This window comes from Streptomyces sp. NPDC057010, from assembly GCF_042673805.1.
GTDB lineage: Bacteria > Actinomycetota > Actinomycetes > Streptomycetales > Streptomycetaceae > Streptomyces.
Map to the genome: position 1 here is coordinate 91,628 of NZ_JBHUSC010000006.1, position 12,295 is coordinate 103,922.

Annotated in this window: 13 protein-coding genes; 2 read left to right on the forward strand and 11 right to left on the reverse strand. The window is 69.3% G+C overall.

What is annotated here, in order from left to right; translation table 11 throughout:
• Positions 1-109: 109 nt before the first annotated feature.
• Both ACFTXQ_RS09515 and ACFTXQ_RS09520 read right to left on the reverse strand, forming a co-directional pair.
• Positions 110-313, reverse strand: a complete 204-nt coding sequence (locus tag ACFTXQ_RS09515) for a DUF397 domain-containing protein (RefSeq protein WP_382637625.1) — start codon at positions 311-313, stop codon at positions 110-112.
• A 10-nt stretch (positions 314-323) separates the two neighbouring features.
• A complete protein-coding gene (locus ACFTXQ_RS09520; RefSeq protein WP_382637627.1) occupies positions 324-1,178 on the reverse strand; it encodes a helix-turn-helix domain-containing protein in 855 nt (284 codons plus the stop codon).
• Between the two features lie 245 nt (positions 1,179-1,423).
• On the opposite strand from ACFTXQ_RS09520, the gene ACFTXQ_RS09525 reads away from it, so the two are divergent.
• Both ACFTXQ_RS09525 and ACFTXQ_RS09530 read left to right on the forward strand, forming a co-directional pair.
• Positions 1,424-1,855, forward strand: a complete 432-nt coding sequence (locus ACFTXQ_RS09525; RefSeq protein ID WP_382637630.1) for an ATP-binding protein — start codon at positions 1,424-1,426, stop codon at positions 1,853-1,855.
• Entirely contained in the window at positions 1,855-2,061 is a 207-nt protein-coding gene (locus ACFTXQ_RS09530) for a hypothetical protein (protein WP_382637633.1), read from the forward strand. Before ACFTXQ_RS09525 ends, ACFTXQ_RS09530 begins: the two co-directional genes overlap by 1 nt.
• A 606-nt stretch (positions 2,062-2,667) precedes the next feature.
• On the opposite strand, the gene ACFTXQ_RS09535 is transcribed toward ACFTXQ_RS09530, so the two are convergent.
• The 9 genes from ACFTXQ_RS09535 to ACFTXQ_RS09575 form a co-directional block, all read right to left on the reverse strand.
• Complete coding sequence (locus ACFTXQ_RS09535; protein ID WP_382637635.1) at positions 2,668-2,922, reverse strand: hypothetical protein; 255 nt, start codon at positions 2,920-2,922, stop codon at positions 2,668-2,670.
• Positions 2,919-3,182 carry a hypothetical protein gene (locus ACFTXQ_RS09540; protein ID WP_382637637.1) on the reverse strand — a complete coding sequence of 88 codons (264 nt, stop codon included), beginning with the start codon at positions 3,180-3,182 and terminating at the stop codon, positions 2,919-2,921. The genes ACFTXQ_RS09535 and ACFTXQ_RS09540 overlap by 4 nt, the downstream gene beginning before the upstream one ends.
• A gap of 73 nt (positions 3,183-3,255) precedes the next feature.
• Positions 3,256-4,149, reverse strand: coding sequence for a peptidoglycan-binding protein (locus ACFTXQ_RS09545; RefSeq protein ID WP_382637640.1), 894 nt, complete (start codon positions 4,147-4,149; stop codon positions 3,256-3,258).
• Between the two features lie 66 nt (positions 4,150-4,215).
• Entirely contained in the window at positions 4,216-5,913 is a 1,698-nt protein-coding gene (locus tag ACFTXQ_RS09550) for a hypothetical protein (RefSeq protein WP_382637643.1), read from the reverse strand.
• Between the two features lie 35 nt (positions 5,914-5,948).
• The gene (locus ACFTXQ_RS09555; protein ID WP_382637645.1) at positions 5,949-6,797 is read right to left on the reverse strand and encodes a hypothetical protein; all 849 of its coding nucleotides are present in this window, start codon (positions 6,795-6,797) and stop codon (positions 5,949-5,951) included.
• Positions 6,797-7,903: a hypothetical protein gene (locus tag ACFTXQ_RS09560; RefSeq protein WP_382637647.1), complete on the reverse strand. Its 1,107-nt coding sequence runs from the start codon at positions 7,901-7,903 to the stop codon at positions 6,797-6,799. Before ACFTXQ_RS09560 ends, ACFTXQ_RS09555 begins: the two co-directional genes overlap by 1 nt.
• 11 nt (positions 7,904-7,914) lie before the next feature.
• Positions 7,915-8,898: a hypothetical protein gene (locus ACFTXQ_RS09565; RefSeq protein WP_382637649.1), complete on the reverse strand. Its 984-nt coding sequence runs from the start codon at positions 8,896-8,898 to the stop codon at positions 7,915-7,917.
• A gap of 12 nt (positions 8,899-8,910) precedes the next feature.
• Entirely contained in the window at positions 8,911-9,819 is a 909-nt protein-coding gene (locus ACFTXQ_RS09570) for a phage distal tail protein (RefSeq protein WP_382637651.1), read from the reverse strand.
• Between the two features lie 2 nt (positions 9,820-9,821).
• Entirely contained in the window at positions 9,822-12,233 is a 2,412-nt protein-coding gene (locus ACFTXQ_RS09575) for a phage tail tape measure protein (RefSeq protein ID WP_382637949.1), read from the reverse strand.
• Between the last annotated feature and the right edge of the window lie 62 nt (positions 12,234-12,295).

The following is a 12,295-nucleotide window of genomic DNA, read 5'->3' on the forward strand; positions in this document are numbered from 1 at the left end:
TTGCAAGGGTGGACCGGTACAAACATGCAGACTGGCATATGCAAAAACCCCCCGGCCCTGGTCAGGTGGGGGGTTGTCGACGCCTACGGCGCCGAGCGGGCAGGCGTCCTTAGTTGACGAAGTGGTCGAACTCGCCAGCCTTCACGCCCGCGATGAACGCGGCGAGCTTCTCCGGCGACGTGGTGATGATGCTTGCCGGGTCGTCGCTCTCGCAGAGCAGGATCGCGCCGTCGTGTCCCTCGGCGACGTGCAGGCACTGCTCGCCGCCGCCCCCGGAAAAGCTCGACTTCTGCCAGTTGAATTCGCTGTTCATTCCTGATCTCTCACAGTTCTCTTGCGATGTGGTGAATGAAACTCCGCGACTCGTCGGGGTCGAGTGAGGTCTGCTCGGCGAAGTCGAGCAGGGCTCTGTACCGGTCGAGGTCCGCGGCTGTGTCCAGGAAGCGACCACCGAAAGGCGTGTCGATATGAACGGTGTCAAGCTGCGGGACGGCGCCGGTCGCGTACATCACGGTCTGTGTGACCTCGATGAAGTCGTCGGCCGTGAAGGGGATCACGCGGAGTGTGACCCACTCTTGCTCGGCTGCCTGCAACAGGTGTTCGAGCTGAGCTCGGGCCACCTTCCGGCCGCCGACCCGCATCCGCAGCGCAGCCTCGTGCACGATCGCCTCGAACCGCGGCGGGGTGTCGCGTTCGAAGATTGCTCGGCGCTTCATGCGGTGCTCGACCCGGGCGTCTACCTCGTCGCTCGGTACCTGGGGGATGACGCCTGCGAACAGGGCTCGTGCGTACTCCTCGGTCTGCAAGACGCCGGGGAACGTCATTGGTTGGAGGCACCGGAGCTTCAGTGAGTGGTGTTCGAGTTCGGCGATGTCGAGGAATCCGGGGGCGAGAATGCCGCGGTACTCGTCCCACCAGTGTGTTCCTCGGCGCTCTCCGGCGATGACGCACAGGGCGGAGAGCAGGGCGTCGTCGTCGCATTGGTAGAAGGTGAACAGCCTGCGAATGCGCTCGTCGCTGATGCCGAGGCGGCCGGCCTCGATGTTGCTGATCCTGGCCGCGTCGGTGGAGAGCAGGCCCCCGGCATCTCGTGCGGTCATGCCGGCGCGCTCGCGCAGCTTCCGCAGCTCAGAGCCCAAGCGGATCTGTCGGGCGGTCGGATTGTCCCTCGGCGGCATGTGTCCCTTCCCCTTGTCCTACCTGAGTTTGCCGGTTGCGGCGTCACGGGTCCACCCGCAGAGGTTCTTAGGGGTACAGGGTTGTACCGGTCCAACCTTTTACCCTATGGTCCTGGCAGCACCGCGCAGCACGCCAGTAAGACCGAAGTGCAGCCGCTGACACGCGCCTTGACGCGCAGTCACCCCGGGGGCGGCCATTGCCACGCATGGCGGGCAGCGCGAGCTCAACCGCGTTGGGAGACGACATGAGCATCAGCGCTTTACCTGCACAGCACAGCCCGAGTGTCAGTTATCGGTTCGTCGTGCCTCGTACCGCTATGGCGCCGAGGATCGTGCGCGACTTGGTGGCGACCTTGGTTGCCTTGTACGGGCACGAGGACATCGTCGAACACCTGAAAGTCTGCGTGTCCGAGGTAGTGACGAACGCCTACCAGCACACGCGTACGGCCCAAATCACGGTGGACGTATCCCTTGGTACGGACAACGTCACTGTGTGGGTGGACGACGGCCGGCCCGGCTGGTTGCCCCAGGTGCCGCGCTCTGAGCCGCCCTGGCACGACGAGTCGGGGCGCGGCCTCTACCTCGTGTCGCGGATGTCGGACGCGCTGAACGTCGGCGTGAGCCACGAGGGCGCGCCGCGGCTCGGGTTCTGCATCGGCTACGAGGGGGCGGCGTAATGGCCTGGCGCGAGCTGAACGTCGGGGCCATGTACCGGCCGGGGGACGGCGACGGCGAGGAGCGCGCCGTGTGGCTGATCGACAGGACGTACACCCCGATCTGTGAGATTCCCGAGGGTGACGCGCGCGGCCTCGCGATCGAACTCGCCGAGGTGCTCGGGCTGTTCGTCTGCGATCGCGGCGCGGTGGGGGAGGCGGCGGAATGATCAGCGATCAGATGGTCGTCGGCGTTGTCTCGGTGTGCGTCAGCCTCGGGCTGCTCGCCCTCACAGCGGTATGGGCGTCGATGCCGAGCGCGCGGCGTGCAGTCACCCCTGCGCCGGACCGGCCCGGGAAGCGGTACCGGTGCTACTGCTGGAATGAGCCTGTCGTCGTCTTAATCGAGGCGCCGGCCGCCCCGATGGTCGAAGCGCCGCCCGCCCCGACGATCGAGGCGCCCCCATTCCCGGTGTTCGAGGCGCCGCCCGCCCCGAGGTTCGAGGCGCCGCCGGCCGCGCCGAGGGCGGCGTCGCAGGCCCCGGGGTTCGGGGCGCCGCCCGAGCCGAGGATCTCGCCACCAGCGCCGCGCGGGCGCCATGCCAAGCGGCCCGCCACGGACCACGCCGCCCGCCCGGATAGCGCCTCCCTCGCGGGGGCGGGCGGCGGTGGAAGGGGAGCACCTCCCGTGCGTGCGGTCGTGTAGATCGCGCACACGGTGACCTCGGGCAGAGGGCCCTCGACGAGTGCACCGTCGAGGGCCCTCTCGCCTGTCTCCAAAACGAAAAAGTGCGCCCCCGCCACCGGCACGAGGCCGGGGCGGGGGCGCGCTGTGTTCAGTGGGCGACGGTCTGCCAGAGGGTGAGGGCGAGGCCGATCACGGCCACCAGGGCGAGAACGCTCGGGAGCGGCCAACGGGTCTTTTCGAGAGCGTCGAGCCTGCTCTCGTGGTCGGCGAGCTGCCGGTCGACCTGATCGCCACGCTGCACGACGAGTGCGAGCTGTCCGTCGAGGCGGGCGAAACCCGCCTCGACGACACCCCTCAGTCTTTCGAGTTCGAGGGCAACGTCGGACGGCGAAGGGTCGGTCACGGGCGGCCGTCCGGGCGGCGGTCGAGTGCGAGTAGCTCGGCGTCGCGGTCCGGGCCGGTCCGCAGCCACGCGGGCAGCAGGGCCTCGACGACAGGCAGGGCCATCACGCGGGTAACGCCACCCGCGACGGCGAGGGCGAGGCCGACGCCGGCCGCGGTCTGCGGGATGCCCGAGGCGTCGATGATCAGGGGGAGTCCGGCCGCGAGGGCGAGCACGGTCTGCACCACAGTACGGACGGTGCGGCGAGTCGCATCGGTCATGGGGTGTACCTCTCTTCTGTTCACACGTTGGGGAAGGGGCGCCCGCCCGCGGTGGGCGGGCGCGGGGGAGTGCTCAGACCTTGGGGACCTTGAGCGCGGCCCACGAGGACGGGCCCGGCCACCCGTCGGCGTCTTCGCCGGAGTAGCCGAGGTGGCGCTGCCACGCGGCGTAGGACTGGCGGTCGGACTCGGTCCACTGGGGGCCCGGTCCCTGCGAGTAGCGGCTGCACCCGACCGCGACGAGGCGCCGGCCCATGGCCGTGATGAGCGGCGAGCGGGGGTTCTGCTTGAACCACGAGGCGCCGGGGAACGGGGCGTACTGCGTTGCCGGCGGCTCGGTGGGCTTGGGCTGCTCGGGGGCGCGGCCGAGGCGGCGGTCGATCCGCTCGCGCATGTCGTCCATGGACCACCCGCGCGGGTCCGACTTCCAGTCGCTCCACTCCTTGTGGCCGATGACGGATGCGGCCGACCACCCGTACGCGCGGCAGATTGCCGCCGAGGTCCGCTCGATCGCGTCGAGCTGCTCGGCCGGCCACGGGTCGCGGCCGTCGCCGAGGTTGACGCACTCGAACCCGTAGAACGCCGAGTTCCCGTCGGCCGCGCCCGGCGATCCCTCGTGCTTGTTCGTCGCGGGCAGGGACCGCTCGGCGACGACAGCGGAGAGAACGGCAGGGTCGCCCCCGCCGGCGTGGTTCGCACGGCCCGAGCTGATCAGATAAACGGTGCCGTCCTTGGCGATCACGCCGTGACACAGCGGACCGGGCAGGGAGTCGTATCCGTCGTAGCAAAGCCGCACCGACGACTCGGTGCCCGAGCTCACGGTGTGGTGGATCATCACGCCGTTGATCGGGCCGAACGGCCCGCGGTGGTTGCGGTTGTGGGTGCGCCACTCGTCGACCTCGACGACGCGCACGCCCTCGGCGCGCAGGATCGCGACGAGCCGATCAGGGCTGAAAGGGACTGCCATGCGTGGTGTCTCCAGACATGAAAAAAGCCCCGGCCAGAGAGGCACGGGGCGTACGGAAAAGGGGATTCAGGCGAGGGCGCACCAGAAGCGATTGGCGCCGTTCTCCATCGAGGCGACATTGATCGTTGCGGGTGCGGTGGCGACGCCGGCGGTGTAGACGCCGAAGCGCTTCACGGCGGTCTGTCCGAACACATTGGGGGGCGCACCCGCGCCGCTCTCGGCGGCGAGGAGCATCGGCCCGTCGCCGACGCTCGTGTTGTACTGCCAGCGCGAGGCGACGTAGTAGACGCCGGCCGGCGCCGAGTAGGACGCCGTCAGGGGCGAGCTGATCGTCGCCCCGCCCGCGGTGTGGACCTCGGCCGGCTCATAGGTCGCGGTGGACATGTCGCCGGTCGCGGCCACTCGGGTACCGGCCGAGTCGTAGATCGCGGCCCAAGACCCGGTGGTGAGTCCACCCGCGTATCCGGTGGCGAACCACACGACCCGGGTCACGGTCACCGGTACACGCAGGATGACCGCGGTTACCCGTATCGGGCCGCTGCCCGGATAGAGGGCGGTCGACTGGCCGATCGCGGGGTCGAATGCCCACGTGAGCAGCCCGTGATCGCTGGGCAACCACTCGCCGCCCCCGAGCGCGTCGACGTAGCTCTTGCGGGTCAGATGGTTTGCCGTGGTCGGCGCGGCCGAGCTCGACGGAATGCTGCTGAACGTCTTCGCCCCGCTGATCGTCTGCGTTCCGGCGAGCAGGACAGCGGCCGTCGTGAGCGGGTACCGTGCGTCGGCGGCGGCCTGATCGAGCGCGCCGACGTCCGCCGCAGTGAGCACGACCGCGCCCGTTTTCGAGTTCACCGATTCGACGGCGCCCCCGCCCGCGGCGGGGAGCTGCGCCGCGGGCACCTTGCCGTCGGCGCCGAGCGTGGCGACGCCGGATGGTGCGCCGGCCGCGGTGGTCGCGAGGGCGCCGACGTCGGCCGCGTTCAAGGTCACGGCGGCGGCGCTCTTGCCGTTCACGGACTGCACGACGCCGCCCGGTCCGGTCGCGCCCGTCGCTCCGACGTCGCCCTTGTCGCCCTTCGGCCCGCGGAGACTACCGATCGCAGTCCCCCACCCGGACGCGGTGCGCTGCCACAGATCGCCGGTATCCGTTCTGATCAGAAGATCACCGGGCTTGGTGTTCGTCGAGGGCGTTGTCGTGTTGTTGGTGTAAATCGCCGCGCCGCGCACGTCGCCGCCGATCTGCGCCCATGCGCCGGCGGTCCGTTGCCACGTCGAGACGGTCGTCGAGGTGACGTTCAGGAACGTCGTCGTCTCGTACCGCACGTAGAGGTCGCCGTCGACGCCGAGGCCGACCCCGGGGGCGGCGGCGCCGCTGTAGATACGCGATCCGGGGTTGCCGGGTACGCCCTGCGGCCCGGTCGGTCCGGGTACGCCGACGTAGTTCGGTTTCGAGGGGTCGGTCGGGGCGATGTCGGCGAGGTCGACCTCGGGCTGCGCCCGGGGCAACACGATGTTGTACGAGCGGCCCACGGGGATTCCCGAGAGCTGCTCGGTCACGATGTACGCCCATCCGACGGGGTCCATGTCGGGGGCGTCGGTGGCGGGCAGGGTGACCTCGACGGCCCCCTGCGCGTCGAGCTGGACGGTTACCGGGCCGCCGAGGATGACGTCGGCCGCGGGAAAGGTGAGCGTCGCGGGTGCGCGGAAAACGATCGCCCCCGACAGCGGCGTGCCGTCGGGGGCGAGGAACCGTGCTCTCACGGTCACAGTGGGAATGGACGCAGGCAGCAGGGCGGGCCCTCCTAATCGTCGATGGTGCGCCACCCGGGCTCGGCGGGGGCGGAAGGCTTCTCGGGCGGCGGCCCCTCGGGAACGCCGGTGAACCCCCGCGCCGCGGCTGCGGCGCCGAACGGCGGCGGGTCGGGCGCCTCGTCTGCGCTGAACGTGTTCCGGGTGTAGGCGTGAAAGACGCGCGTCTCAATGCCGCTGTCGGCCCCGGTCACGCGGTGCTGAATGTTCCAACCGACGTAGTCCTGATAGCCGACGCGGTGCAGAGGTTGCGTGATCGTCTTGTTCACCCACGTGCGGGGCGGCACGTCGTATTCGGCGACCGCTACCTCGCCGCCCCCGGGCGGAAGCATGTTCACGCGCACCTGTCCGCCGGACGGGCTCGCGATGCTCGACAGGGTGATGACCGCGACGGCGTTGTGCGCCGGCGCACCGCCCACCCATGCGTACTGATAGGTGGTGCCCTCGGTCCCCTGCTGCTTCGTGGGAAAGAGCTGGATCGGCATCCACGGACGGCCGAGGAACTCGGGCGAGTAGTAGTCATCCATCAAGATCACGGCGCCCGCGCGGGAGAACGTTCGAATCATGTTCGAGCCCTCGCCCGATCCGCCGACGTTGAAGGCGAGGGTGGCGTCGGAACGCTGGATCGCGACGCCGAAATCGCCGTCCCAGAGGCGGCCGACGCCGAAAATGCCGGTGCCGTCCGGGGCCCGGACTTCAAGCGATCCGCCCTCGGCGATCTTCACGGGGCCGCTGGTGATCTCGTTCAGGGCCGGCCGGATCTGAGCGCGGCCGGTGAGCTCGCGAACCTTGCGTTCAAGCTCGCGGATGCGGTCGAGCAGGTCGAGGGGGATCGCTGCCACTAGGCGGCCTCCAGAAAGAGTTTCGCGGTCTCGGGCCGGCCGCGCAGGGGCGGACTGATCGCGAGGCCGACAACGCGGTATCTGCGGTCGAGCCCCTCGGCCCACCACAGATCCCGGATGCGCACGCGCACGGTAGCGCCGAGCAGGGCAGGCGACAGGGGGACGCGGTCGAGGGCGACGGTCAGCTCGGGAATCGGCCGCGGGTTGAGCGCGGCGGCGAGATCAGCGCGGGCGTGCGCGGCGAGCGTGGCAGGCTCGGTAACGGTGGAGTAGTCCGACGTGCCGTCGAGCCGCGGCCATCCGGCGCCGAGCTGCGCGTCGTCGACGAGCAGCTCGGTCATCATGGGCAGGGACTCGGCGGTCTGGTTCTTGTTGTCGCTTGCGCCCCTGCTCTGCCAGACGTTGGCGCGCACGGTCGCGTCGATGGGCCACCCGTAAGAGAGGACCGGCCCGGGGTGGTCGAGGACGATCTCGGACTCGCCCGTACGAATCACGGGCGCCCCGAGCTGCAACTGCTTGATGCGCCGGCCGCTGCCCGTGTCCCGGTAGCTCGCGATCCGCCACTCGAACCCGTTCTCGACGCTCGCGAGTTGGTCGATGACCTCTCGTATGCGCGGCTGGTCGAAGCGGCGATACGTACGGTCGCGCACGACTCCCGAGAGCTGCTCGGCGTCGTACTCGATGCCGATGTCACCGCCGGTCAGGCTCGCGCTGTAGTCGAGCAGGCCGCGCACGATGTCGAACTGATCGACTTGGGTCGCCTGCTGAGTGTGGAAGATGGCTCTGTGATCGAGATAGGACGCCCACCCGCCGGCCTGAACGCGCAGGCCGAGGGTGCCTCGGGCATCGCTCGTGAGGTCGGCGGTCCAGGGGATGCCGCCCCACCAGATGTCAGGGCCGCGCTCGATCCACATCGCGGTACGGCCGAGTTCGAGGGCGGCTCGGGCACGGGCCGCGATCTGGCGGTTCGGCAGCGGGACGGTCGCCGAGGCGGTGCCGATCTTGCCGATGTAGTCGTCGAGCGCTACGTCGCTCACGGGCAGGATGTCGAGCACCTGATCAGAGCGCAGGTCGCACAGAACGACGCGGTACGCGGGGGACGTCATCCGATCACCCCCTATCCGTCGAGTGGGTAGATCAGCCCCGACAGGGCCGCCCACGTGGTGAGCTGCGGGTTACCGATGAACTTGAGGTGTCCGTCGCGTTGACAGTCGACCTTGATCGGGACGCCGCCGGCGGCGATCGACGCCGAGGTGTGCAGCGCCGGCCGGAGGGCGGCCGGCAGCGGCGCGGCGAGCGGCTGACCACTGGCGGGCGGCGCGGCGTTGGTCGTCCAGGACACGCCCCCGCGCCATTGCAGATGGGGGACGCCGCCGAGCATGATCGCTCGGTACCTGAGCGGCCCTTGGCTGTTTCCTCCGTTGGTGTATCCGGCGGCGAGGGTGGGCGAGGTCCACCCGATGACCGGGTCGAGGGTCTGCCACGCAGAACCGTCCCACCGATCAAGGCCAGACCCATTGTCGCGGTACTGGCCCGGGTAGGCGCCGGCGAAGCTCAACCCCCAGCCTCGGGGGATGATCCCGCCGTATCCGGAGGTGTAGCGGCGGCGGTCGGCGAGCGCGCTCGCCCACGTGATCCCGCCAGTACCGGCGGAGGTGCCGGCCGGAACCGTGATCTCCCACAGTCGGAGCGCCGCGTTCGGCAGGTTGGGCGGGGTGGGGGTGGCGTTGGCGGCACCTTGGACGATCTCGACGCGGGCGAGGGTCTGCTGCCCGTTGTCGTACTGCGGGTCGTAGACGCGCAGCACCACCGCGTCGATCCGTGTGAACTGCGCGTTCCCGTCGGCGATGGTGAGGGTTTCGGGAGCGGTGACGGCGACGGGGTAGGCGCCCTGTGCGTCGAGCCCTTGCACCAGGGCGCGGCCGACGCCGATCTGCACCTGCATGGCGCCGACGCCGGTCGCGGCGAGGGACGTCCCGCCGGCGATCACGCCGTCGCGAGAGGTCATCGCGCCGTCGGGCGCCATGGTCCCGAGCGGCACGAGGCGGGTGTCTTCTCGGGTCTGCCCTGCGGGGAGCAGCCATCCGGCACGGACGGTCAAAGGGATACCTCCTTACCAGTAGGCGGAGCGCCATCGGATCGAGCACGAGGCGCGGGCATCGGCGGCGCCGGGCGCCGAGCGAAAAAGCAGCGTGGTCGCGCCGGGCGGGAGAACGAATAGGTTCTCGGGCAGGCTGCGGCCGGTCGCGGTGTAGAGCCGTGCGGCGGTCCCGTTCAGCGTGACCGTGCCGGCGGCGGTGTCGACGAGCAGCTCGTCGTCGAGCGCGAGGTCGATGTCGTACTCGATCACCTCGCCCGTGCGCACGTTGGTCACGGACGGAAGCGAGACCGGGCCCCGGATCACGATCACGGGATGGCTCGGGGCGTCGCCGTCGTTGACGGCGAGCAGCGCGCCCGTGCTCCCCGGGGTGCCGAACTCAAGCGGATAGGTGAGCCGCTCGGGTCCCGGGCTCACCTGCCAGTCGAGGCCCGGTTCGGCGATGGGCAGTCCTGTCTCGGTCTGCCGCTCGTCGAGGCTGTAGCGGCGCGGGTCGCTCGCCTCGAACATCAGCGCCGCCCCCTGCACGACGCCGACCGTGTACCCGCCGACGCCGACGGGGATCGAGCGGCGCAGGCAGCGGGCGAACGAGAGCAGGGGCGGCTCGTCGTCGAGCTTCACGACGAGCGGCTGCTCGTCGTCGCGCAGGGCGGTCATCGCGCGCAGCCTGCGCACGGCGGCGCCCATCCGACGGGGCTCGGTACGGATCACCATCTCGTCGAGGGTGATCGTCCGAGGCTGCGCGAGCAGCCGGCCGGGGTAGGCGCCGTGGGCGTCGGACCGGTTGACGGTGCCCGAGTCGAGGCCGGGGGAGTCCTCCCAGCCGGCGAGGGTTCGCCACCGGTAGGCGGTGCCAGGGCCGAGCAGCAGCTCGTCGCCGAACTGCACGTGCCCGGGAACGGCTACCCGGTCACCTGCGGCCATCGTCACCCCCTGCCCTTGGCGTGCCAGGCGAGCGCCGCCGCGGTCTGGTCCGCGGTCGCCGTACCGGCGTTCCAGTTCTCGATGTGGACAGCAGGGCCGCCCCAACCCCCGCCCGCGCTAGCGCCGTTGGCGGGCGCGCCCGCGGTGGCGAACTGCGGGCCGGCGGGAACAGAGACGAGATTGCGCATGGTGCGGTCGATCGCGGGGGCACCGGCCTTGATGCCTTCGACGATTCCCGCGGGAATGAACTTGCCGATCTTGTCCCGCATGAGACGACTCGGAGAATGAATTCCGAGCGCCTTTGCGATCGGCCCCGGAATCAAATTTTTGGCCCAAGACATGAGGGTTGAGCGCAGCCAACTGCCCATGCCCTTGATGCCGTTCCACAGGCCCATGATCAGATCACGGCCCTTGTCGTAGAGCATGAAGTCGAAATTTCCGAAGTAGCCTGCGATCATTCCCGGCAAGCCCCGGACCCAATCGAGCATTTCACCGGCCTTGCGGACGGTGCCCGACTTGATCGAATCCCAGTGCTTGATTATCAGTCCGACGAGAGTCCAGTTAAGGAAGAAGTCGACGATCCGGCCAGGGATGCCGCGGACCCAATCCACCGTTGCATTCCACGCGGATATGGTCCCGCTCTTGATGGAATCCCAGTGCTTGATAATCAGTCCGACGAGCGTCCAATTAAGGAAGAAATCGAGGATCGCCTGACCAACCCACTTGAGCTTTCCCCACACCCAATCCCAAGCGGCCGACGTCGCCGAAACGATCGTGTCCCAGTTGGCGACGACAAGTGCGACGATGCCGACCACGGCGGCGATGATCAGCCCAACAGGACCCATCGCCAGCAGCCACGCAGCAGCCATGCGGGCGCCCTGAATCATGGACTGCGTGCCCATGAGAATCCAGGCGCCGACAACGCGCAGCGCGGTGGCGCCGGCGCTTGCTCCCTGCGCCACCCAACCCGCCAGCATCACGGCGTTGAGCAGCACAAACCGGGCTGCAGCGGCTACGCCTGCCGCGGTCTGAGTGGCCCAGCCGGTGACGACTGCTGTCGTCGTCGTCCACGCGGTGATCCCGAGCGCGACGAGCGTCGGCAGCATCAGGAGCGTGATCACGCCGGCGGCGATCGAGAGCGCCGTCGAGTGCTCGGAGATCCACCCCACGGACGCGCGCAGCGCGCCGCCGAGGCCACCCTCGCCGATGAAATCAGCGGCCTTTTCGAGAGCGGGTACAACGTTGTTTCCGAGGACGGTTACGACTTTGTCTATCGCCGCTCGCTTGAATGCCTCGAACTTGGTCGCGGCATTGTCGCGCATTGCGTCGCCCGCCGCGTCCGTCGCACCCTTGACGTTGCCGAGAGCGGCGACAGCGGTTTTCGGGTCGAGCTTGAAAAGTGCCTGCTGTAGATCCTCGGCCTTAGTTCCGAAAAGAGCGACCGCGGTCGCATTTCTCTCGGCGGGGTCCTTAATGGCCTTGATGCGTGTAAGGACTTCTCCGAGGGCTTTCGAGGCTTCGGGTCCACCCTTGGTGAACGTCGCCGCCATCTTGTCGGCGTTGAGTCCGATCGACGTGAAAGCATCAACGGACGTCTTGCTCATGTCCTTTGAGCGAATCGCGAACTCTTTCAGGGCGTCCGCGACAGTGTCGGCGTCCCTTGCGCCCCCTTGCAGCCCCTGCTGCATGAGGCCCATAGCGGTTTGTGCGTCGAGCCCCAAGTCGCGGAATTGCACGGGGTATTCACTGAACGTGTCGAGAAGATCCTCGGCCGCGTTCGTTCCGTTCTGGCTGCCCTTTACAAGGACGTCCATCGCCTCTTCGGCGTTCTTCGCGATGCCGGATTTCAGCATCACGCCGACCGCACGCGAGACCTTCCCGACGTCCTCGCCCAGTACCGAGGCCGTATCGGCGACCTGCGTCGCCATGGTCTTGATCTGGCCCTGCGTTGCCTCGGGTGGCAGCAGACCCTGCTGCGCAATCCCCTTCAGGATGTCGGCGCCGTCGGCGACCGACTCGACGATCGCGCCCGAGTAGAGCTGTCCGGCAACCTTGCCGTACTCCTTGGCCACTGGGCCCGACGTGCCGAGCTGCGCCTGTAGCTTGCCGGCGACCTTTCCGCGGTCCATCGCTTCTGCGATGCCGCCCATGAGCGCGCTACCGATCGCCCCGCCAACCGCCGCGGCGGCGAAACCTTTCAGCGCCGTTCCCATGCCGCCGGCCGCGCGCTCGCCGCCGTCGGCCGCGCCCTCGGCGAGACCGTCGCCGAGGGCGTCGCCCGCTTCCTGTCCGGCCTGATCTGCGGCGGCGGCGATCTGATCGCCGCCCGCCTGCACCGCGGCGCGGGCGCGCGCCATTCCGGCATCTGCGCCGGAGTCATCGATCGTGATTGTGGCGGCGAGCTCGCCCACCATGAGGGCCACGGGTGGTCACCTCCTGGCGGGTGCACCTCCCGTCGGGGAGGTATCGGGCGGAG